Annotated in this window: 27 protein-coding genes; 19 read left to right on the top strand and 8 right to left on the bottom strand. The window is 48.2% G+C overall.

All coding sequences use genetic code 11. The features are described 5' to 3' along the window. Positions 1 to 48: 48 nt before the first annotated feature. From NST07_RS18335 to NST07_RS18320, 4 genes are all read left to right on the top strand, one after another. Positions 49 to 567, top strand: coding sequence for a cysteine hydrolase family protein (locus NST07_RS18335; protein WP_341093614.1), 519 nt, complete (start codon positions 49 to 51; stop codon positions 565 to 567). Continuing rightward, the gene (locus NST07_RS18330; RefSeq protein ID WP_342479920.1) at positions 564 to 1,403 is read left to right on the top strand and encodes a VanW family protein; all 840 of its coding nucleotides are present in this window, start codon (positions 564 to 566) and stop codon (positions 1,401 to 1,403) included. Before NST07_RS18335 ends, NST07_RS18330 begins: the two co-directional genes overlap by 4 nt. Positions 1,404 to 1,410: 7 nt before the next feature. After that, positions 1,411 to 1,596: a hypothetical protein gene (locus tag NST07_RS18325; RefSeq protein WP_342479919.1), complete on the top strand. Its 186-nt coding sequence runs from the start codon at positions 1,411 to 1,413 to the stop codon at positions 1,594 to 1,596. 119 nt (positions 1,597 to 1,715) lie between these two features. After that, positions 1,716 to 2,852: a zinc-dependent alcohol dehydrogenase gene (locus NST07_RS18320; protein WP_341093611.1), complete on the top strand. Its 1,137-nt coding sequence runs from the start codon at positions 1,716 to 1,718 to the stop codon at positions 2,850 to 2,852. A gap of 19 nt (positions 2,853 to 2,871) precedes the next feature. On the opposite strand, the gene NST07_RS18315 is transcribed toward NST07_RS18320, so the two are convergent. Then, entirely contained in the window at positions 2,872 to 3,078 is a 207-nt protein-coding gene (locus NST07_RS18315) for a hypothetical protein (RefSeq protein ID WP_342479918.1), read from the bottom strand. 10 nt (positions 3,079 to 3,088) lie between these two features. On the opposite strand from NST07_RS18315, the gene NST07_RS18310 reads away from it, so the two are divergent. Both NST07_RS18310 and NST07_RS18305 read left to right on the top strand, forming a co-directional pair. Beyond that, a complete protein-coding gene (locus NST07_RS18310; RefSeq protein WP_342479917.1) occupies positions 3,089 to 3,964 on the top strand; it encodes a DMT family transporter in 876 nt (291 codons plus the stop codon). Positions 3,965 to 4,014: 50 nt separating this feature from the next. Further along, a complete protein-coding gene (locus tag NST07_RS18305) occupies positions 4,015 to 4,848 on the top strand; it encodes a class I SAM-dependent methyltransferase (protein WP_341093607.1) in 834 nt (277 codons plus the stop codon). 320 nt (positions 4,849 to 5,168) lie between these two features. On the opposite strand, the gene NST07_RS18300 is transcribed toward NST07_RS18305, so the two are convergent. Continuing rightward, entirely contained in the window at positions 5,169 to 6,065 is an 897-nt protein-coding gene (locus NST07_RS18300; protein ID WP_341093606.1) for a LysR family transcriptional regulator, read from the bottom strand. Positions 6,066 to 6,321: 256 nt separating this feature from the next. On the opposite strand from NST07_RS18300, the gene NST07_RS18295 reads away from it, so the two are divergent. From NST07_RS18295 to NST07_RS18250, 10 genes are all read left to right on the top strand, one after another. Next, positions 6,322 to 7,275 (top strand): phosphate ABC transporter substrate-binding protein PstS family protein, encoded by a 954-nt coding sequence (locus tag NST07_RS18295; RefSeq protein ID WP_340898041.1) that lies wholly within the window; start codon positions 6,322 to 6,324, stop codon positions 7,273 to 7,275. 101 nt (positions 7,276 to 7,376) lie between these two features. Beyond that, positions 7,377 to 8,279 (top strand): phosphate ABC transporter permease subunit PstC, encoded by a 903-nt coding sequence (gene pstC / locus NST07_RS18290; RefSeq protein WP_341093603.1) that lies wholly within the window; start codon positions 7,377 to 7,379, stop codon positions 8,277 to 8,279. Then, positions 8,276 to 9,172 carry a phosphate ABC transporter permease PstA gene (gene pstA, locus NST07_RS18285; protein ID WP_341093602.1) on the top strand — a complete coding sequence of 299 codons (897 nt, stop codon included), beginning with the start codon at positions 8,276 to 8,278 and terminating at the stop codon, positions 9,170 to 9,172. Before pstC ends, pstA begins: the two co-directional genes overlap by 4 nt. A 37-nt stretch (positions 9,173 to 9,209) precedes the next feature. Then, positions 9,210 to 9,986 carry a phosphate ABC transporter ATP-binding protein PstB gene (gene pstB / locus NST07_RS18280; protein WP_341093600.1) on the top strand — a complete coding sequence of 259 codons (777 nt, stop codon included), beginning with the start codon at positions 9,210 to 9,212 and terminating at the stop codon, positions 9,984 to 9,986. 195 nt (positions 9,987 to 10,181) lie between these two features. Beyond that, entirely contained in the window at positions 10,182 to 10,784 is a 603-nt protein-coding gene (locus NST07_RS18275; RefSeq protein WP_341093598.1) for a nitroreductase, read from the top strand. Between the two features lie 182 nt (positions 10,785 to 10,966). Next, positions 10,967 to 11,167, top strand: a complete 201-nt coding sequence (locus NST07_RS18270; RefSeq protein WP_340898044.1) for a helix-turn-helix transcriptional regulator — start codon at positions 10,967 to 10,969, stop codon at positions 11,165 to 11,167. Positions 11,168 to 11,169: 2 nt separating this feature from the next. Further along, positions 11,170 to 11,634, top strand: coding sequence for a DUF6773 family protein (locus NST07_RS18265; RefSeq protein WP_341378799.1), 465 nt, complete (start codon positions 11,170 to 11,172; stop codon positions 11,632 to 11,634). A gap of 92 nt (positions 11,635 to 11,726) precedes the next feature. After that, on the top strand, positions 11,727 to 12,443 hold the full coding sequence (locus NST07_RS18260; protein WP_341093596.1) for an MBL fold metallo-hydrolase: 717 nt from the start codon (positions 11,727 to 11,729) through the stop codon (positions 12,441 to 12,443). A 1-nt stretch (position 12,444) separates the two neighbouring features. Beyond that, positions 12,445 to 13,017, top strand: a complete 573-nt coding sequence (locus NST07_RS18255) for a WHG domain-containing protein (RefSeq protein WP_342479916.1) — start codon at positions 12,445 to 12,447, stop codon at positions 13,015 to 13,017. A gap of 56 nt (positions 13,018 to 13,073) precedes the next feature. Next, positions 13,074 to 13,763 (top strand): hypothetical protein, encoded by a 690-nt coding sequence (locus tag NST07_RS18250; RefSeq protein WP_341093592.1) that lies wholly within the window; start codon positions 13,074 to 13,076, stop codon positions 13,761 to 13,763. Positions 13,764 to 14,217: 454 nt separating this feature from the next. Here NST07_RS18250 and NST07_RS18245 read toward each other — a convergent pair whose 3' ends face one another. The 5 genes from NST07_RS18245 to NST07_RS18225 all read right to left on the bottom strand — a co-directional run bounded on the left by NST07_RS18245 (position 14,218) and on the right by NST07_RS18225 (position 19,323). Next, complete coding sequence (locus NST07_RS18245; RefSeq protein WP_342479915.1) at positions 14,218 to 15,363, bottom strand: choline esterase; 1,146 nt, start codon at positions 15,361 to 15,363, stop codon at positions 14,218 to 14,220. Positions 15,364 to 15,475: 112 nt separating this feature from the next. Continuing rightward, positions 15,476 to 16,135 (bottom strand): TetR/AcrR family transcriptional regulator, encoded by a 660-nt coding sequence (locus tag NST07_RS18240; RefSeq protein ID WP_341093589.1) that lies wholly within the window; start codon positions 16,133 to 16,135, stop codon positions 15,476 to 15,478. A 233-nt stretch (positions 16,136 to 16,368) separates the two neighbouring features. Beyond that, positions 16,369 to 16,542, bottom strand: a complete 174-nt coding sequence (locus NST07_RS18235; RefSeq protein WP_156130888.1) for a hypothetical protein — start codon at positions 16,540 to 16,542, stop codon at positions 16,369 to 16,371. A gap of 286 nt (positions 16,543 to 16,828) precedes the next feature. After that, positions 16,829 to 18,058: an aminopeptidase gene (locus tag NST07_RS18230; RefSeq protein WP_341093586.1), complete on the bottom strand. Its 1,230-nt coding sequence runs from the start codon at positions 18,056 to 18,058 to the stop codon at positions 16,829 to 16,831. Between the two features lie 32 nt (positions 18,059 to 18,090). Next, entirely contained in the window at positions 18,091 to 19,323 is a 1,233-nt protein-coding gene (locus NST07_RS18225) for an aminopeptidase (protein WP_341093585.1), read from the bottom strand. Positions 19,324 to 19,486: 163 nt separating this feature from the next. On the opposite strand from NST07_RS18225, the gene NST07_RS18220 reads away from it, so the two are divergent. Then, on the top strand, positions 19,487 to 19,765 hold the full coding sequence (locus NST07_RS18220) for a hypothetical protein (protein ID WP_038592629.1): 279 nt from the start codon (positions 19,487 to 19,489) through the stop codon (positions 19,763 to 19,765). An 84-nt stretch (positions 19,766 to 19,849) separates the two neighbouring features. On the opposite strand, the gene NST07_RS18215 is transcribed toward NST07_RS18220, so the two are convergent. Beyond that, a complete protein-coding gene (locus tag NST07_RS18215) occupies positions 19,850 to 21,202 on the bottom strand; it encodes a TrkH family potassium uptake protein (RefSeq protein WP_341093582.1) in 1,353 nt (450 codons plus the stop codon). Between the two features lie 145 nt (positions 21,203 to 21,347). Between NST07_RS18215 and NST07_RS18210 the strand changes: the two genes are divergently transcribed. Beyond that, positions 21,348 to 21,701, top strand: coding sequence for a VOC family protein (locus tag NST07_RS18210; protein ID WP_341093580.1), 354 nt, complete (start codon positions 21,348 to 21,350; stop codon positions 21,699 to 21,701). A 36-nt stretch (positions 21,702 to 21,737) separates the two neighbouring features. Then, a complete protein-coding gene (locus NST07_RS18205) occupies positions 21,738 to 22,277 on the top strand; it encodes a GNAT family N-acetyltransferase (protein ID WP_342479914.1) in 540 nt (179 codons plus the stop codon). Positions 22,278 to 22,309 lie beyond the last annotated feature (32 nt).

Genomic DNA, 22,309 nt, shown 5'->3' with positions numbered 1-22,309 from the left:
TCTTCTGGTATAATTATTGGAAAACCAGGGAATAGCGAGGGATCATACATGACAACAGCCTTATTAATTATCGATGTCCAAGAGGCCATGTTCTCTTATAATGTGAAGCTGCATGATGAAGGAGGCGTGATGGACCGGATTATATCGCTATTGAATAAAGCCCGCTCCGCAGGGGCTCCGGTTGTCTATATCCAGCACACCGAGGATGAGGAGTATACGAAGGGTTTGCCCACCTGGCAGATTAGCGGCCGAATTACACCGAAGGAGGAAGACTCCATAGTCGAGAAACCGACTTGGGATGCTTTTCACCGTACCCGGCTGCATGAGGAGCTGCAGCGTTTGGGTGTGACCAATCTTGTCATATGCGGGATGCAAAGCGAATTCTGTGTCGATACAACCACTAGACGGGCCTACAGCATGGGGTATTCCAGCGTACTGGTCCAGGATGCGCATAGCACTTTCGGCAACGCCAATTTTAGCGGTGAAGAGATTGTCAGGCATCATAATTCAGTGCTGGGCGGGAGATTCGCTGTGCTTCGGCCGGAGCGTGAGGTAGAATTCCAATGAATGCAGGGAAATCTGCGATGAAGCCAGTGCGCCGGTCCAGGTTGAGATTGTTCGCCGGCAAGCGATATTTCACCTGGAAAAGATACTGGACATGGTTTATCCAGCGCGGTAACAAGGCAACAAGACATCGGTCTGAGGCACTGCCCTATAAGGCAGCCGGGCATTCAACCCCGCTCCTGCGCAGACTGCGAAATGTGGACATGCAGCTACAGTACAATAAGATTACAAATCTGCGTCTGGCCGTCGCCAGGCTGGATGGTCTGGTGATCTCGCCGGGAGAGACCTTCTCGTATTGGCAAACGATCGGTAAGCTAACCCGGCGTAAAGGTTACTTGGACGGAATGGTTCTATATTACGGTGGTTTTCGTTCCGGCACAGGAGGCGGATTATGCCAGCTGTCCAATCTGATCTACTGGATGACGCTGCACACCCCGCTGACCGTGACCGAGCGGCACCGCCACAGCTATGATGTATTTCCCGACGAACAGCGGACGCAACCTTTCGGCAGCGGGGCCACTTGTGCATATAATTATTTGGATCTGCAGCTTCAGAACAATACAGACCGGACATATCAGTTGAAGCTGCACCTGGATGATACTCATCTGTACGGCGAATGGAGATGCGATGACAAGCTGCTTTATCATTATGAGATATACGAGGCTGATCATGTAATCCGTCTGAAGCCATGGGGCGGTTATGTCCGCAGCAACAGCATCCGCCGCAGAGTATTTACGCGCAGTGGTGAGCTTGCAGGGGATGAAGCGGTGGCCGAAAATCATGCCCTGATGATGTACTCTCCGCTGCTGCATCCGCCCACTGGATTAGCGGAAGGGTGATGAGTTAATGAAACTTGACAGTGATTGGTACTGGAAATCAGATGATGAAGTGGGGATGGAACGCTCAAGCAGACTGAAACGCAATATTAGGGTATGGACTGTGTTACTTACTGCTCTATTGGCAGCGGCTGCGCTTGCAGGCTGGCTGGTGCTACAAGAAATATTTGATTTCTTTGAGTACTTAGGCATTTAGGAGAGACTTCGGAGGATAACGGATAAACACCGGGACTTTGGGGTTATAACATAGTATGCTGCTAACAAGTTTAGCCTTGCTAAGTTCTTAACTCTACTTCCGAAGGAGTGGTCCTCAACATGAAGGCAGTAACCTATCAAGGGAAGAAGAAAGTCGAAGTTAAAGAAGTAACCGACGCTAAGCTGGAAAAGAAGGACGACATCATTGTGCGCATCACCTCGACAGCGATATGCGGTTCGGACCTTCACATCTATAACGGGGAAATCCCCGGCATGCACGACGACTATATTATTGGCCATGAGCCGATGGGGATTGTCGAAGATATCGGACCGGACGTTACCAGAGTCAAAAAAGGCGACCGCGTCATCATTCCTTTTAATGTAGCCTGTGGACAATGTTATTTCTGCCAGCATGAAATGGAGAGCCAGTGTGACCATGCCAACGAGGCCAAGGATACCGGAGGTTATCTCGGCTTTTCCGATTCGTACGGCGGCTTTGCCGGCGGACAAGCGGAGCTGCTGCGTGTTCCTTACGGTAATTTTGGTCCTTTTGTTATTCCCGAGGATGCCGAGATGGAGGATGAGAAACTCCTGTTCCTTTCGGACATTGTGCCAACAGCCTGGTGGGGCGTGGAAAGTGCCGGGGTAAAACCTGGAGACACGGTCATTGTACTAGGCTGCGGGCCTGTCGGACTGCTCACGCAGAAATTCGCCTGGATGAAGGGAGCCTCGCGGGTCATTGCGGTAGATCATATCCCATACCGGTTGCAACATGCCAAGCAGAAGAATAATGTCGAGATTTTTAATTTTGCTAAGATAAAGAACTTAGAGGTGCATCTGAAGGAGATTACCCGTGGCGGGGCGGATGTGGTGATTGATTGTGTAGGACTAGATGCGAAGATGTCTGTAGTGGAGAAAATCGAAACAACGCTGATGCTGCAAGGCGGATCACTCAGTGCATTTCGGACGGCCGCCCAGGTGGTTCGCAAATTCGGAACGATCCAGCTTGTCGGCGTGTATGGGCTGAATTATAATATGTTCCCGCTGGGGCAATTGTTTGAACGCAACATTACGCTCAAGATGGGTCAGGCTCCAGTTATTCATTACATGCCGATGCTCTATAAGATGATTAAGGAGAACAAATTCGATCCGACAGACATCATTACTCACCGGCTGCCAATCAGCAGAGCGGAGTATGGCTACCAGGTATTCGGAGACAAGGAAGAGGATTGTATCAAGGTCGTACTTAGACCTTAACGTTAGAGGAGTTCATCGGTTACCGGAGGAACATACGAAGGCATGGGTTTCCGCCGCAGGTCGGGAGGCCATGCTTTTGTTGTTTTTCAGAAAGCTGCAGCCTCTGTTGCGGATTTTCATGAAAAAAGCTGCTTTTTTCCGGATTCTGAGGTAAATTTACATAAGTGACTTTTATCTGAGCCGAAAGGATGCCTGCCGTGACTTCAAAAAAACCGCCTGTTCCCATTCCGCTATTGATGCTGATTGGAATTGTGGCTATTTCTTTTTCTTCTATTTTTATAAAATGGTCATCCGCTCCGGTATCGGTTCAGGGGATGTACCGGCTGCTGTTCACCTCTCTATTGATGCTGCCCTTTGCCCGGCCTTACAGCGGTGCCGCTTTTGCCCTGCGCCGTAAAGACTGGCTGCTGCTGGTTGTGTCCGGGGCGATGCTTGCCCTGCATTTTTTATTATGGATGGGTTCACTGAAATTCACCTCTGTAGCCAGCTCGACGATGATCATGGCACTGGAGCCGGTGTTTATTATGCTTGGAGCTTATTTGCTGTATAAAGAAAAAAGCAGTATGGCCGCCATAGCGGGACTTGCCATTGCGATCTTTGGTGTTGTATTTATTGGCTGGGGAGATATCGGCCTGTCCTCTGACAATTTAAAAGGTGATTTGCTGTCTATTGGCGGCACAGCAGCGGTTGCCGCTCATTTGCTGATCGGACAGAAGCTGGTTGCCCGCATGCCACCGTATTTGTATAGCCTGATTGTATTTATCGCAGCGGTTATTGTTTTTGCGGTCTATAATCTGCTGGCGGGCATTCCGTTCTTTGATTATCCGCCAAGGGAGTGGGGAATCTTCGTCTTGCTGGCAGTCGTCCCGACCGTCTTCGGTCACATTCTGTTTAACTGGCTGCTGCAGTACACTTCGGCGACTACCGTCTCGATGAATATTCTGGGAGAGCCGGTTGGTGCAAGTATTCTGGCCTTCCTGCTGCTTGGCGAACAGTTGACAATCCTCCAATGGTCCGGTGGAGTATTGGTAATGGGAGGACTTGCAGTCTATTTGTATGCAGGACGCAGGAAAGCGGCGAAGAGAAGTGAGGCTCTGCCCAGCGTCTCCTAAAGCACACATTCTAACAGACAACTTATCAATATAAAGGGGTATTTCACAGTATGAAGGATCAAGACTTAGAGCAAGAACCGCAAGACAATCCGGGAGCTGCGCCTTCCAGTGAAGAACTCTGGAATGAGGATACCTATGCCGCATGGACCAGCAGATTCGGCACTCCGTCAGAGGCAGCAGCGAAGCTGACTAAAGACCCGGCGTCCCGGTTGTTCCCGTTAAACGCTTATTTCGGTGAGGTTCGCGGGAAGAAGATGATGAATCTGATGGGCTCGAACGGCATGAAGGCGGTAGCCCTAGGGCTGCTGGGGGCTGAAGTGACTGTTGCCGATTTCTCAGAAGCTAACGCCCGGTATGCGGAGGAATTGGCGCAGGAAGCCGGAGTCGGGCTGTCCTATATCATCTCGGATGTGCTGAAGCTGCCCGAAGAAGTGCTGGACAGCACGTATGATATCGTTTTTGCTGAAATGGGGATTGTCCATTATTTCACTGACCTGAGCCCATTTATGGAAATTGTCTGCCGTTTGCTGGCTCCGGGGGGAACCTTCGTGCTGCGTGATTTTCATCCGGTGACGACCAAACTGATTTCTTCTAAAGGATCAACCGCTAAAGTACGGAAGCACAAGGTAAGCGGCGATTATTTTGATACGGCGCTGGAACAGAAGAAGGTGTCTTACTCGAAGTATATGCCTGCTTCAGGCGGTCAGACGGGTGAGAAGCATAGTGTTGTTTATTGGCGGCGCTGGACTTTGGGGGAGATCGTTACGGCAGCCGCTGCTAGTGGTCTAGTCATCCGTGAACTGGTGGAGGAGCCCAACCTGTCGTCTGAGGTTTACGACAAAGGAATTCCCAAGACGTTTGCGCTGGTAGCAGAGAAACGTTGACTTTACGACGAATAGCTTTGGTGTCCTTTTAAGGACGGTGGCTGTTTCTGCGGAGAATCGAAATATAGTTAACGGCATGAATTAATAAGAAATGTTCATCATAGAACCGGTGGTCTGCTTTGAGCTGAATCAATCAGCCTGAGTGGATCACCGGTTTATTTAATTCACATCATTAATTAATATATATAGTTAACGACATTAAATAAAAAAGAAGTGCGTAGACGAAGATTGAAAAAAAATGCGTAAATTAAGATTGTTATGGATGCTGCTGTTTTCGTCCAGATACTATAGTGCTTAACTACAATATAACTGTTCTGTTATCAGACCAACACGCTCTCAGCAGCAGCCATTTCCACAAATGCCTGCTGCAAGGGAGTTAAGGTATAATCCTTCCGCCAAGCCAGTACATAAGTTGCAAGCCCGGGCGAAACCCCCGGAAGCGGAGCATAACTTAAACGGCCCAAGGCCACCTCGTCTTTAACTCCTGTTTTGGAGAATAGTCCCACATTTCCGCCTTCGCTAATCATCCCTTTAAAAGCCTCCGGTGAATTCACAACAGTATTATTCCATACACGCACATTGTTCAGCTGTGCCCATTGGTCGGCTGTTGCTCTCAGGCTGGAAGCGGGATCATGCTGAATCCACGGCTCCTGCGCCACCAGCTCCGGGGACAGCACTTTAATTTGAGCAAACGAATGACCGGGTGCAAATATAAGAACAACCTCATCCCGGGCAACCACCTGTGTATGAAAGGAGTCATCTCCACCATCACTGTCTTGCAGTACCCCCAGTTGGATCTCCCGCCCCCTCAGCCGTTCACGCACAAGGTGATCCGATTGTATCGTAAGCGACACATCTATCCCCGGATGAAGATTGATAAATTGTGACATTATATTAGGAACAAAGTAAGTACCAGGCATGTACCCGGCCTCAAGCGTAAGGCTCCCCGATGTGAGGGAGGAGAACTGTTTGACGCTCCGTTCCGCTTCTGCAGCGAGGGAAACAATACGAACTGCATATTGAAAAAGCGCCCGTCCGGCATCGGTTAACAGCACACGCCCGCTGCGGTATTGAAAGAGGGAGGCTCCAAGCTCATTTTCAAGGCTTTTCATATGAAAGGAAACGGTAGGCTGCTTTAGACCCATTTCGGCAGCGACATCCGTTACTTTTTTGTATTTTTCAATCAGGACTACAATTTGCAGCTTCACAATATTCATGAATTTCCTCCGGTCTGGATGGCAATAAGTTAATAAAACATCTTCTTAGTATAGATTATATCTATACTGTTATACATTTTCTATTAGAATTTTTATCTTTCGTTTTACAAACATAAGCTTTTTCTCTAACGAACGAGCTCTAGAATAGGAAGAGTCATAAGAGATACACAAAGAGGAATGCTTCCAAAGTGAGTTTTGTAAGAAGCAGATTCAATGGGTCAGACACACACAAAACCTTTAGGAGGAACAAACAAAAATGCAATTCAGAAAATCGTGGATCATGGCTTTGGCTTTAACCAGTGTAGTAGCACTTTCGGCATGCGGTAACGGAGGAAATAATGCGGCAACTAATAATGGGGGAACTAATGCAGCTGCGACAAATACACCTACAGAAAGCAGCGGCGCAGAATTAAGCGGATCGATTCTGGCTTCGGGTTCCACAGCGCTTCAGCCACTTGTTGAAATGGCAGCTGAAGGCTTTATGGATGCAAACGCAGGCGTTGATATTCAAGTGCAAGGCGGAGGAAGCGGCACGGGCTTAACTCAGGTTGCTGAGAAGCAAGTAGATATCGGTAACTCTGATGTGTTCGCAGAAGAGAAGCTGAAGGATGCAGATGCAGAAAAAGCAAAATCACTTGTTGACCATCAAGTTGCAGTTGTAGCGATTGCAGCAGTAAGCAACCCCAAAGCTGGAGTAGACAGCCTGACTAAACAGCAGCTGGTTGACATTTTCACAGGAAAAATTAAGAACTGGAGTGAAGTTGGCGGAGCGGATCAAGCGATTCAAATTATCAACCGTCCAGCAAGCTCGGGTACACGTGCAACCTTTGAAAGCTTTGCACTTGGAACTAAAACAGAAGACCAAGAAGGATCGATTCAAGAAGATTCTTCCGGTACTGTTAAGAAAATGATCGGTGAAACTCCAGGGGCTATCGGATATCTGGCATTGTCTTACCTTGATGAAACTGTAAAAACGCTGAACTATGAAGGTGTTGAGCCTTCTGTAGACAATGTTATCTCCGGTAAATATCCGGTGTGGGCTTATGAGCACATGTACACAAATGGTGAGCCTGCTGAACATGTCAAAGCATTCCTTGACTACATCATGACAGATGAAGTGCAGAACGGCGATGTAGTAGAGCTTGGATATATCCCGGCTTCGAAAATGCAGGTTTCCCGTGATGTAGAAGGCAAAGTATCAACCAAGTAATTCCCGGCTGACAAGCTTTACAGACTTCATCCATTAGAACTTCATGTGATTAGAGGCGGAATCCTTCTGCCTCTCTTTTCACTTTAGAAAGAGGGAGCAGCTTGAGTGTAAAACCTAAGAAATCCAAAATTGAAAAACATCATATCGAAGATTTTATCGGGCGTTCTTATATGTCCTTCTGTGTACTCCTATTGATAGTAATCATTGTATCGATGGTGTATTTTGTGGCGTCCAAAGGGATTGCTAACTTTACCAGCGGTGAAATTAAGCTTTCTGATTTCTTGTTCGGCAAAAAATGGTCCCCGGAAGGTGACAATCCCTCTTACGGAGCATTGCCTTTTATTACCGGCTCATTTCTGGTTACGCTGCTTGCAGCGCTTATCGCAAGTCCACTCAGTATCTGCGCTGCTCTGTTCATGACTGAGATTGTACCGGGTTGGGGTAAAAAGCTGCTGCAGCCGGTTATCGAACTGCTGTCAGGCATCCCGTCAGTCGTTTACGGCTTTGTGGGTTTAAGCGTCATTGTGCCGTTTCTGCGTAATACCTTGCCAGGGCAGGGCATCGGGGTTGCTGCAGGCGCGCTTGTCCTATCGGTAATGATTTTGCCGACGATTACAAGCGTGGCTGCAGACGCGCTGGCTTCTTTGCCGCAAAACTTAAAAGAATCCTCCTTTGCGCTCGGTGCTACACGGTGGCAGACGATCTCCCGGGTGATTCTTCCGACTACATTCCCTGCAATTATGACGGGGGTAGTGCTGGGGATGGCCCGTGCTTTCGGTGAAGCCCTTGCTGTACAAATGGTAATCGGAAATGCACCTTTCGTGCCGAAGTCACTTTTCGAATCGGCTTCAACCTTGACCAGCGTAATTACGCTTGGTATGGGGAATACAACGATGGGGTCAACGCACAATAATGCGCTGTGGAGTATGGCGCTGGTTCTTATGCTGATGACCTTTGCTTTTGTCCTCATCGTAAGAATGCTCGAAAGGAGAAATAAAATTTGAAGCCGAGAACAGCAGACAAGGTTGCCACCACCGTTATCGTCTTTTTCGCATTACTCATTGTAGCCATTCTGGTTGGATTGCTTGGATATATTCTGATCCGTGGCTTAAACCATATCAGTTGGGATTTCCTGACTTCCGCACCGCAAAAAATCCGCGCAGGCGGAGGTGTGGGGCCGCAGCTGTTCAACTCACTGTTCCTGCTGGTGCTGACGCTGATCATAACTGTACCGCTAGGTCTTGGAGCGGGGATTTTTATGGCGGAGTATGCACGTCCAGGCAAACTAACGAACTTTATCCGCCTGATCGTGGAAGTCCTGTCTTCCTTCCCTTCCATTGTCGTAGGTTTGTTCGGTCTCTTATTGATCGTAAACACCTTCAATCTGGGGTTCTCCTTAATATCCGGTGCTCTCGCACTTACCGTATTTAATCTGCCGCTGATGGTGCGTATTACGGAGCAGGCGTTCCGTACAGTGCCCAAGCAGCAGAAAGAGGCAGGGTTTGCCCTTGGATTATCCAAGTGGAAGATTGTTACCTCTGTACTGTTTCCCGTGGCACTGCCGACGATTATCACTGGTACGATTCTCTCCGCTGGCCGTGTCTTCGGTGAAGCGGCCGCTCTGATGTTCACGGCGGGCATGAGCAGCCCGCGTCTGGATTTCACCAACTGGAATCCGCTTAGTCAAACTTCACCGCTTAATCCTTTCCGTCCGGCTGAAACCCTGGCTGTTCACATCTGGAAAGTCAACAGCGAAGGGCTGGCGCCTGATGCCGTACAAATCGCAGCCGGAGCTTCGGCCGTGCTCGTTATTACAGTATTGATCTTCAATCTGGCCGCAAGGTATTTCGGCAGATATATTTACCGCAAGCTGACTGCTTCCAAAAGAATGAACTAAAACTTTGATTATAGAAACATTTTAGGAGGAGTAAGAGATGGGGATAGCGGAACCTGTGGTGCGTGAATCATTTCAAACAGAGGACCTAAGTATATTTTACGGCACATATGAAGCAGTGAAGGGAATCAGTCTTCCTTTTGGCCAGAATACTGTTACTGCACTTATTGGCCCGTCGGGCTGTGGTAAATCGACTTTCCTTCGTTCCCTTAACCGTATGAATGACGACATCTCCGGTTCGACAACGAAAGGGAGCATCTGGATTGACGGCGTGGACATCAACGCTCAAGGTACTGATGTGATCAAGCTGCGGCAAAAGATCGGCATGGTCTGGCAGAAACCGAATCCTTTCTATAAGTCGATTTATGACAATATTGCTTTTGGTCCAAAATACCATGGAATTAAAGGTAAGCAGGCACTGGACGAAATTGTGGAAAGCAGTCTGCGCCGTGCGGCATTATGGGACGAGGTCAAGGACCGCCTGAAGGATTCAGCGTTGGCGTTGTCCGGCGGACAGCAGCAGCGGTTATGTATCGCCCGCGCATTGTCAGTTAATCCGCAGATTCTGCTGCTGGATGAACCGGCATCGGCACTCGACCCTGTATCGACCGGTAAAGTGGAAGAACTGATCAAGGAACTCAAGGAAGAGCTTCGCATTGTTATTGTTACGCATAATATGCAGCAAGCTGCGCGGATTTCGGATTTTACCGCATACTTTTACCTCGGTTCACTTGTGGAATACGACAAGACAGAGAAAGTCTTCAGCAATCCGGAGAATCAAATGACCCAGGAATATATCATGGGCCGTTTCGGCTGATCGAAAAGAGCTACAGGCACTGCCCGTTCGGGTGGTGCTTTTTTTTGGCTGTACAGCAAAGAAGCGTATTTACCTCCAAGATACAGGATAGGCTTGAAGCGCATGATCAGGACATTCCCAAGTTTGAAAAAGCAATTGGAATCATGTACAATCACTGAGAATGGTTATCATAACTTAGTGCTGGAGGGAATCCTTATGAATCAGAACCAGTCTGCAGCTTACGGCAGCATTGCCGAAGTGATCAAGGAGCGCCGCTCCATTAAACAGTTTAAGTCTGAACCTCTGCCTGCAGGCCTGCTTGAGGAACTGCTGGATATCGCGGTATGGGCGCCAAATCACGGACTTCGGCAGCCGTGGAGATTTATTGCTTTTCAGGGGGAAGGGGCGGAATTCCTTGGGGATGCTGCTTATTCATTCTTGAAGCGCGGGGCAGCTGATCCGGAATTTGCAGCCAAACGCAAAGAATATCTTTCATCGGTTCCTTTAACAGTAGTCGTCGTGATCCCTGAGGACCCGCGTCAAAGAGAGTGGGATGAGGATTTTGCCGCTGCATCCGCACTTGTGCAGAACTTCCAGCTGGCGGCATGGGAACGGGGAGTAGGTACGATTTGGAAGACGGATCCTTATATTTACGCTCCGGAATTCCGCAGCAAGATTGGTGTGAAGCCGGGAGAGAAAGTGATTGCGATGATCCATGCCGGTTATCCGGAGATTATTCCCGCCAGCCGTCCACGCAAGGAAGCCGCTCAGCTACTTACAGTTGTAGACAGCTATCCGGAGAGTGGAGTTGTGGAATAAACACCTAAGCCGCTGTTAGGAACAAAAATCCGGACTAACACCTGGACTAGCTCTTATTGAAGCATCCTGCGGGATGCTTTTTTTCTATCGGATTGAAATGTAGATGCAATATATATTGTACATAATGACGGTTATAGATTACAATGGAGCGGTAAGTGAATTTATTCTCCGGGAGGGCTCTGGTGAGTGAGAAGAACATCAAACTGAAACTGGCGCGGATTCAGAAGGACCTGTCCCAGGAGCAGCTGGCGGAGGCGGTGGGCGTGACGAGACAGACGATAGGACTGATTGAAGCGGGAAATTACAACCCGACAATCCGGTTATGTATTGCCATCTGCAAGGAACTGGGAACAACTTTAAACGATATATTTTGGGAGGAGTAGTTATGAAAGGTAAGGGGATCAAGGATGAGCGGATTCAAGGTGAAGTACATAAGTTAATGGCGCACGGGTTTACGATTGTGTTTGTGGGCATAGCGGGCAGTTTTTTTGTTAAAGTATTTGTTCTGCACTTGGATCTGAAGTATTGGCTGGACAGCTTCCTAATCCTGATGGCAGCTTGTTTCTATGTTACGCTCCGGAGCATGCGTGGTGGACTATTCCTCCTGCCGAGCAAGGCCGGGGAAGTACAGCGGCTCAAGAAAACCAATCTGATCAGTGGAGCTACAGGTGCGCTGATATGGGCAATATTGATGATCAGCTATGACCTGTTGGGTAAGGACGAAGTTGATGTAGTTGCGAGTGTAATGAGCACATTGGTTGGCTCCGTTGTCTTTTTCTTCGGGATTACCTGGATGCAATGGTTCATGATTAAACGCTCCAATCAAAATGCGGATAAGCACCTGGAATAGTCGGATGAGCTCCTAAAGATGCTGTCTCTTGCAAAACTAATAACATTAGTTTATATTGTAACTAATATCATTAGTTTTTAAGGGGTGTATTTATGAGAATTACTCAAGAAGGAAATTTGCTGCAGCTTACGTGGATGCCCGGATGGTTTCCGGTCAATTGCTATCTTGTTGTAGAAGAGCAGGAATTAACATTGATTGATGCGGCGATGTCTTTTAGTGTCCAAGGGATCCTCCGTACAGCTGCTAAATTAAACCTGCCGCTTACCCGAATCGTGCTGTCCCATGCTCATGGAGATCATGTTGGAGCGCTGGATGAACTGAAGAAACGGCTTCCTGACGCTGTAGTATATATATCTGAGCGGGATGCAGCTTTACTGGGCGGGGACCGTTCGCTTAGACAAGGTGAACCGCAGACTCCGATTAAAGGGAGTTTACCTAAAATATCCACCAAACCGGATATATTGCTCCATGACGGAGATACCGTCGGCTCTTTAACCGCAATCAGTACTCCCGGCCATACACCAGGCTCAATGTCTTTTCTGGATCAGCGAAGCGGGGCCCTGATTGTAGGGGATGCTTTTCAGACCTTTAGGGGAATTGCGGTGGCCGGGACGGTTGTACCATGGTTTCCATTTCCGGCAATGGCTACCTGGAATAAGGAGCAGGCTGTGGCCAGCGCAATTAAGCTTGCAGGGACGTCTGCAGCGGTGCTTGCCGTTGGACACGGCAACCTGCTGAAGGCGCCAGGGGAAGCCATGAAACAAGCTGTGAGCAAAGCTCAATTGCAACTAGGAAAGGAAGGGAGATGAGATGTCACCAAGGGCTGGACTGGATACACGTACGCTGGTATTGGCTGCGGCAGAATTAGCGGATGAGCGGGGGATGGGAGAAGTCACTCTGGCTTCACTCGCGGCCAAGCTGGGCGTACGCTCTCCGTCGTTGTATAATCACGTTAACGGACTGGCAGGGCTACGGACTCTGTTGGCCGTCCACGGCCTGGAACAGCTTCACGCTGCGATGACTAAGGCCTCTGAGGGGATAGCCGGTGATGCAGCCGTTCACGCTATAGGGCAGGCTTATGTGGACTTTGCAAGGCAGCATCCGGGTCTATACGAAACAACGCTGCGAGCACCAGATCAAGGGAACACATTGCTGGAAGAGACAAGTGAGCAGATTTTATCCTTAATCCTGCATGTGCTGTCCGGTTACGGGCTTGGGGAAGAAGGAGAACTGCATGCTGTTCGGGGACTGCGGAGTATTCTGCACGGCTTTACTGCACTGGAGAACAAGGGAGGCTTCGGCCTGCCGCTCGACTTGGAGATCACCTTATCCCGGCTGATTGATACATTTATTGCAGGGATCAGCTGCATGAAGAAAGTGTAAGCAGTCCAGAACAACATCATTAAGTGATTTAACCATTCCGTTAGGGGGAAAGTGAGATGGAAAACGTGGAAGTGCAGGGCGGTGTAACAACATATAAGGAGATGAGTGAGGTCATTGCCAAGCTGGGTATTGTACCTCTTGCTTCGCTGATTCCGGAGCATCCGTCATTAAACGGGCTGACCAAAGCCGAGAACTGGCATACCGGTTCAGAGCTGGATCCATGGGGCTGGCGTGCACAGTTTCCGGGTGAGGGACTGGCCGGCTACGGCAAATTTATTAAGAAAAAGGCAATTCTCGTCTCGCGGGACTGGTTTCCGGCATTTGTAAAAGCCGCTGGCAGCGCTAAAGAACTGGAAGAACGGTACAATAACGGCTTGGCCAGCAGAGAAGCATTGACATTGCTGCAGGTGATCCGTGCCAACGAGGGTATAGATACCCGCCAGCTGCGTTCTTTGGGTGATATGAAAGCAAAGGAAAAGAAGACTGCTTTTGACAATGCGGTCACAGAGCTGCAAGGCACCCTTGATATTGTAATCTCCGGAGTTCAGGCACGCCAAAATGACTTGGGAGAAGTAAATGGCTGGAGCAGCACTTCGTTTGAGACCGTAGGCCACTGGATGGAAATTCACGGCCTTACCCCTTATGAAGGTTCCCGCGAGGAAGCTATAGCTTGGCTGCGCTCCAGAATGGATGCCAACTGGTCGCCTGCTGCCATAGCCTGGATCAGCAAAGCCTTGTCCTGGTAATCACTTGTCAATTTGTAATTTATATTGCACCTGTGTGATCTTGAGAAGTTTGTTTTAATGCCTTTCCATTATCTACAGATGCGGCTCCATTTATATGGAGTTTTCAAACAAGCCTTGGGCGAATCGCAGGAAGAACTTATTGCAAACTGCAAAGAGATGATAAGCGTTGTTTTTTGTTGGAGTGCCTCATTCAGCAAAACAAAGGGGAAACAGTCATAAGCGACATTTATTCTGCCAATGATTACAACCTATCCCTGCGCCGGGTAGTGGACTATATTGGACAGCACTGCAAGGACATCTGTACCGTGAGCAGTGGTATTTTAAAACTTTTATCGAACAGAAATTTTCATAGCCTGAAATATGAGAGAGCCGATACCCGCGTAATAGGGTTATCGGCTTTGTGTCTGTACGGCTAGCTCTTTGAGATGCGTTTATCAGCAACCTCCCGGTTATGTCACTTGTTGCTGGTCTTCTTGATCAAGTCCACGCCATCGTATGCCAGGCTTTCCACACTCGCAGCCTTCTGCAGTAAGTAATGATCAAAAAAGTTCTTCGTATAGTCTGTAACAAGATTTCGCATCTCCATAGCATGCCGTTCGCCTCTGAGTTCCTCATTAACACTGGTAAACACGATGTCGCAGTAATCTAAATGCGCAACACAATCAACAGAGAAGTAATAGGTTTCCATGCTATTGTTAGCGCCAATTATCGCATTCATGTTATAGTTAGGTTCACAAAACAGTAGCAAGAAGGGTTTCTTAAGGTCGCTGTCGAGAAGGCCAAACGCACCGCTATCCAAGCCAATCCCGCAGGCGAACCGGTCGTCGTCCCGGCAAACAATCGCCGTCGTAGGCCCTCCATAAGAATGTCCGACTATGCCCATGCCGATGTCAAAGAGCAATCTGCCCTTAAAGATGGAATTCAGCTCTCCAGAGTCCAGTTTGTAAAGATAATCGGCTACATACCTTACATCTTCTGCCTGTAATTCACTATACTCTGTTAACTTGGCAAGTATCGGCAGTGTAAGCACGTTATGGCACATCTCAATGGCAGTTTCATCGTCAGGCCGCATCTCCATCTTACCAGCCAACGCCAGCATCTCCGGATCTTCAGAAAACGCCATAATGACATCCGAAAAATCCTTTGATACATTAAACAGGCGCCCATCTTTACGCTTATACATCGTGCTATTCGGATGGCCGATGCTTACCACAACATATCCCATGCTTGCCAAGTCTGTACAGATCACTGTACCCCATTCTGGAGAACCGCCCCCGCCGCAAACATAGAATAACACCGGGTACCGCTTTTCCATCCCGGAGAGAGCAAGGTCGTCGTAACACTGGGTCTGGATATCTATAGAGAAAACATCCTTCCCTTTAAGATACGCAGTGACAAGTGGCTGCTCATTAAACATTTCGTAGACTTCAGGAAACATGTACGTTGATGTAGTCTTACCTTCGCTACTGTCGGACGGATAGTACACAAACGCCGTCAGTTCTCTTTTTGAGTGATCTGATGCCGTGTACTCAAAATCCATCTGGGTTCGACCGACAGTATAGCCGCCAATTGGTTCTGGAAATGCGTCATAAGTTTTCAATTTCTTGTTCCCCCTTAATTAAGAAAAGTGGCGAGCGTGAAATACATACATTGCGTTATGAGCGCTTATCAAAACTGTGAAACTATTACATCCTATCTTCAGTGAATCATATCTACTCCTTGGCTTTCTTGATATCGCTAACAATTTCAGAATATTTATGATCTTCAAGCAGCCCATGACCCATAAAGTCAGCAAAGTACTTGCTAATCTTATGTTGCAGCATAGAGTCCTTAATATCGAATTCCCTAAAAAACATGACTAAATTAAACTGCATTGACTCAAACATAAAAGAAATCAGGTCGTCGTCAATATCAGGTCGGAGATATCCATCAACTCTCATTCGGCGTAAAATGTCCTTGATTAAGGGGAATGACTCGCCCTTTAGCACATTCAGATATATTTTAAGTAAAATGTTCTCGGGAATGTAAAAAAGTGTTGCAGTGAGTTTGATTTCCAACTCATTCAGTGGCTCGGTCACAATGCCATTAACGTTACCAAATAAGCCAGTAAGGAAAAACCGGAAAAGGGAATCTTCATTACTGTTATTAAAATACGCAGCTCTTTTCTGGGTCACATTACGTATTAACAGACAATAAAGGTCATCTTTGTCTTCAAAATACCGATAAAATGTTCCGGGGTGCATGGACAAACTATCCAAAACCATCTTCATAGTTATATCCTCGTAAAGATTATCAACAAAAAGATGCATAGCACTATTAGATATTTCCTCGCGCCTTGCTTCATCTAAACGAAAGAAAGTATTTTTTGGCATAGATTACTCCTTATTGTGAAGTGTGAATTCATTCACACCATACCGATAATTTATTCACATGTCAAGTAGTATTGAAATATTAATATCAATATAAAAGATTAAAACCATATGAACTTGGTTCATATTGGATGACAGTAAGATGTAACAACGCAAAAATAAAAACGGCTAATGGACTCCAGCAGGAGCTCAAAAGCCGTAAGCGCTTTCTATTAAAGCTATATAATGAAGCAACCTCATAGCATAGGAGCCAGGTATGCAATCAGAAAGTATAAGAAACCGAATAGTAGCATGATGTAAGCTGTGTATTTGATTGCATTGGATGCGATAATGCTTGAGTCTGTAGGGGCTTGAACACTTGGACGTTCATGCTCCGGCCGTTCCAGCTCTTGGGATATCGACTCTTTCATCAGGATGACCTCCTAAAAGTTTTGTGAGTATCATTCAGCACTGATTGGCTTCATCCAACACCTAAACTGGATTGGAAATACAATCCTTAATTGTATTGTGACATATTTGTGAATTAATTTCAACAATATTGTGAATATTATTTGAACAAAACTTTAAATTTGGGTTAATTATGCCTTTAACTATCTTCAGGCAAGCGCAAAAACACCCCGTTACCCTCTCTACAGAGAGTAATGGGGTGTAGCAATAAGGTATTCATCGAAAGGACATAATGGCCTAAGAACTTGCTTAAACCCAGTTACCTGCGCGGAAGATAGGTTCAGCAGTTCCATCGTCTGTAATTCCGTCTATATTCATTTCCGGGGAACCCATCATGAAGTCCACATGGGTCAGACTTTGATTCATCCCTTTGTCAGCAAGCTGTTCCTTGGTCATAGAGATGCCCTCCAGCAAGGTAAATGCATAAGCAGCACCAAGTGCCAGATGGCATGAAGCATTCTCATCATACAGTGTAGTGTAATAGAGAATGCCGCTTTCCGAGATTGGAGAGTGGTAAGGGACCAGCGCTACTTCACCGAAGTAAGCGGCTCCTTCATCCATGGCCAGCAGGGAAGCCAGTGCATCCTGGCCGACTTCTGCCGTAAAGTCAGTGACCTTGCCATTCTTCAGGGTAAGCGTAAACCGGTCGATGATGTTGCCTCCATAGCTGAGCGGCTTCGTGCTGCTGACTTTGCCATTAGCGCCAGTCTTGAGCGGGGCAGTGAATACTTCTTCTGTCGGAATATTGGCCAGGAAAGAGACCCCGCGTCCATTCACGGCTCCGGCCTGACACCAGATATGGCCTTCGGGTAATTCGATAGTCAAATCTGTTCCGGGAGCGGTATAATGCAGTTTGCGGTACTTTCTGGCGTTCAAAAGATCACAGCGCTGCTTTAAGCCGCCTAAATGCTGGCTCCAAGCCTCAACGGGGTTCTCTTGGTCTGCACGCACCGCCTTGAAGATCGCATCCCAGAGCAGGCCAACCTGTTCTTCCGGCGGTGCATCGGGAAACACCTTGGCCGCCCAGGATGGAGACGGAAAAGCGATGCCGCTCCAGCTGATGTAATTGTTCATCATCATTTCACGGTACGGGGCCATAGCCTGGCCTGCGGTGCGCTGATGATCGGATATCCGGCTGGCTTCTACACCGTTCAGAAGATCCGGATTGGCGGAGATTACCGTCAGGATGGCCGCGCCGTTGCGTGCCAGATCCTCCAGCTCATCCGCCTGCCATTTCGGCGGTTCAAGGAAGCTGGCCGACGGGGCCAGATCATAGCGGGTCCGTGTGACGAACTCGTCGGTATAATTGACCTTGACCAGCTTAGCACCGGCCTCATAAGCTTTCCGCACAATCAGGCGGACAAGCTCTGCGGCAACGATGTCTGCATTGAGTACGAGCGTCTGCCCGGGCTGTATATTGACTCCGATCTTTACAGCCAGCAGTGCGTAATTCTCCAGCTTTTGCTTGAAACTCAACATGATTTTGCTCCTCCGCTATCTGTAGTCTGTGTTTAAAACGCCCAGTTTCCGCTTTTGAATACCGGTTCCCGTGTACCGTCAGCTGTAATTCCGTAAATATCCATGTCAGGTGAGCCGATCATGAAATCAACATGGGTGACACTGGTATTCAGGCCATGGGCGATCAGCTCATCCTGGGTCATCTCTTTACCGCCCTCAAGGCAGAAGGCATAAGCTGTACCGATAGCCAGGTGGTTGGAAGCATTCTCGTCAAACAAGGTATTGAAATATAAAATATTCGATTCGGAGATCGGGGACTGGTGAGGCACCAGAGCAACCTCGCCGAGATATTTGGCTCCTTCATCCAGGCTGATCAGATACTCCAGTGAATCCTGGCCTTTACCGGCGCTTACACTGATGATGCGGCCGTTCTCGAAGGTGATGGAGAAATCATCAATAATGTTGCCGCCGTAGCTGAGCGGCTTGGTGCTTTTGACCGTGCCGTTAACACCTGTCTTAAGCGGTGCTGTGAACACTTCCTCTGTTGGCATATTGGCGACAAAAGTGTGGCCTTTGGCATTGATGCTGTCTCCTTGCGCCCAAATGTGACCTTCTGGCAGTTCGATAGTCAGGTCTGTGCCGGGTGCTATGTAATGCAGGCTTTTATACTTCTTGGCATTAAGCACATTAGCCTTCTGTTCTAGTGTATCAAGATGCTCCTGCCAGGCGGCAACCGGATCTTCGCGGTCAAGACGGACAGTGTGGAAGATAGCTTCCCATAGTTTATCCACACGTTCTTCGGCCGGAACATCAGGGAACACTTTGTCGGCCCAAGCTTGTGTAGGGATGGCAACAATACTCCAGCTGATTTTATCGGACATTTGGTAATCACGGTATTTCGTAAGCGCAGCACCGCGTGTTTTTTGGTAATTGGCGATACGTTCCGGATCAATGCCTTTTAGTGCGTCGGGATCTTCGGCGATTACTGTCAGAATAGCGGCTCCATTCTCGGCGAATTCGGTCATTTCTCCCGCGTACCACGTTGGAGCCTTCGTGAAGACTTCCGGTGCGGCATGTTCAAACTGCTGGCGGGTAATGCTCTCGTCACTCCAGTTTACTTTGACCAGACTTGCCCCTATGGCATAGGCTTTGGCCGTAATAAGCCGTACGAATTCTACTGCTGAAACGGGAGCGTTGACGACCAGTATTTGACCCGGTTGAACGTTGACGCCGATTTCGACTGCCAGATCTGCATATTTGCTAAGCTTCGCTTCTAAATTGAGCATTGGGTTTCCTCCATTTACTATATTTTAGTGCTGTATGAGCATTGTATTAAATTATTAACCGCCGGATGAAAAAAGTCAATTGCAGCGGAAAGAGAGGGATTTGCTTTCATTTCAATGCTATACTGGGAGAGTGTGGACGATCAGATGAAAGGAAGGAAAGCGCATGAACGTACAAATTATAAAAGCGGAATTGAAACGCGAAGAAGATAAGAGCTATGTCGGGAGGACGGTGTTCACGCTCGACAATCATAAGTCTCCGTATGAAATTACGTTCTTCAGCAAACGGGGAAGCGAATGGGATTACAGCTTCAGCTTTGCCGGCGAACCGGGGAGCGAAGAGCAGTTCCTGGAGATTGACACGCTGCTGGAGAATGATGACGATCTGTTTAATCAGCTGCTGGATGCCGCACTGGATACCCAGGACATTCAGGAAGAAGAATAGCATCGCAAAAATGCGACCGACGAAGGCATCCACTGCCGGCGAACGGTCGCATTTTATATTTATATAGGTATAAGTTCGAAAGCTCTACCCGATCGTAATATTGCCTTCAGGATAACGGTAGAGCTCCTTGCTGTTCTTCGGTTTAAGCGCATAGGCAAGTGTCAGCGGTCCGGTACGTCCGACAAACATCAGAATGATCACCATAACCTTCCCTATAGTCGTCAGCTCCGTAGTCAGCCCCATTGTAATGCCTGAGGTCCCAAAAGCGGACACCGCCTCAAACAACACGGTCAGGAAATCCGCACTCTCCGTCACGGACAACAGCATGGTGGCAATGACTACCAGCATCAATGAGAGCAGTGTCATCGTGATGGCCCGGTACACGTTTTCTTTGGAGATCCGGTGGCGGAACATGACGATGTCTTCCTTCCCGCGCAGTTTGGCATATGCTGTACTTACCAGTATGGCAAAGGTAGTAATCTTAATCCCACCACCGGTTGATCCAGGCGCCGCACCAATGAACATCAACAGAATCATCAGAAACTGAGTGGATTCCCGCAAGAGCGGAATCTCAATGGTTGTCACCCCGCCGGAGCGGGGGGTAATCGCCTGCAGGAAAGAGGCCATTATTTTGCCGCCGGCATGCAGCGGTTTTAGCGTGGTGTTCAGTTCAAGCCAGAAAAAAATTGCCGCCCCGACCAGAATCAAGATGGCTGAAGTGGAGAGAACCACCTTGGAATGCAAGGTCAGACGTTTGCGTTTGGGGAAGTCGATTACGTCGGATAACACGATAAACCCAATTCCGCCTAGGAAAATGAGCAGCATGGAAGTGATGTTGATAATGGGATCCTCCACGTAGCGGGTAAGACCGCTGAATGGCCCGTGCACATCTCCGAAGAGATCAAATCCGGCGTTGTTAAAGATAGAAATGCTATGAAACAAACCGTAATATACCGCTTTTCCGAAAGGCATATCCAGCATGAATCTTACGGCAAGCAGGGCTGATCCGCTAAGCTGTATGACCAGGGAATAGATCAGTACCCGGCGGATCAGCTTGACTATGCCCTGCATGGAGTTCTGGTTCATGGATTCCTGTAGCAGCAGCCTTTCTTTGAGTGAGATCCGTTTATTGAGTACAAGTGTAATCAGCGTGGCCATGGTCACAAATCCGAGACCGCCGAACTGGAACAGCACCAGGAGGACAATTTGTCCAAACACCGTCAGCTGTGTTCCGGTGTCGATGACAGCGAGACCGGTGACACAGGTCGCTGAAGTTGCCATAAAGAGGGCGTCGATAAAGGAGATTCGGTCTCCTGTCGAAGCTGCCGGGAGGCATAAAAGTACTGTTCCTGCCGCAATCAGCAGCATGAATCCGAGCGATAGTATTTTTGGTGGCGTCAGCCTTAGGTGCCCGAGGAATAGATTAGCCAAATTCATTCTCCTGACGTCTTGATATCATCTGTCCAGATTATATCATAAGTTCCAATCGATCAACTTGCGGGGGGAGGAAATTGGCATATTTTATCGAATTACTAAAAAGTAATACCTATTCTGAGAAAGCATAGAGGAGGCTGTACTTGCTGTGACAAGTCCGATTCTGAATCAGATTGGCGCCGTCTTCATTCCGGTCAGTGATATTGAAAGATCAAAGAACTGGTATTGCAGCTTGCTGGGGCTTCCGCTAGACGGTGAGGTATTGTTCGGTCATCTGTATGTGGTGCCGATGCAAGGACCGGGTATTGTGCTGGACAGCAGAATTTTCACGGCCGAGTCGGTTCTGAAGGTGCCGTCCTTTCATTTAAATACGGAGGACATCGATGCTGCTTATGATTTTGTCAAAGCCAGCGGTGCGGAGATCCTGACTGACATTGAGAATGATCACTGGTTTAACTTCAAGGACCCTGACGAAAATGTATTAATGATTTGCCGTTGTTAAGCGATGTGTGGAAGAAGTACATCAGCAATTAGTGTTATGCCGAGCAAGATCGAGCAGGGGGAAATGATGAATATAACGCTGAAAGAGCTGGTTCCCGGGGATGCTGCTGAACTCCTGAGTCTGCAGCACCGGCTGGATGAGGAATCTTCATTTATGCTGCTGGAGCCTGATGAGAGGCAGACTGGATTGCAGCAAGTAACAGAGATGATTAAGAGCTTCGCCAAAGCCGAAACTTCGATTCTGCTCGGCGCCGTGGCAGATGGCAGGCTGGCGGGTTACTTATCCGTCCGTGGAGGAAGCCTAAGACGTAATAAGCATAGCGCGTATATTGTGATTGGCATCTTGGCGGATTATCAGGGAATGGGTATCGGCAGCGGCTTATTCCGGGAGATGGAGAGCTGGGCAACCGGCGTCGGCATTGTGCGCCTGGAGCTGACCGTTATGACACATAATGATCGAGCGGTGTCATTATACACCAAGCGCGGCTTTGAAATTGAAGGCATCAAGAAGAAATCACTGATGGTCAGCGGGGATTGGGTGGACGAATATTATATGAGCAGGATTTTGTCTAACTAAGTTCAGCTACAACAAAAGGCGCTCCCTGACAG

The organism is Paenibacillus sp. FSL L8-0340 (assembly GCF_038593145.1).
In the GTDB taxonomy this organism is placed as follows: Bacteria; Bacillota; Bacilli; order Paenibacillales; family Paenibacillaceae; genus Paenibacillus_AQ.
The sequence above is the reverse complement of the archived record's forward strand: the minus strand, read 5'-3'. Positions and strand labels throughout refer to the sequence as shown.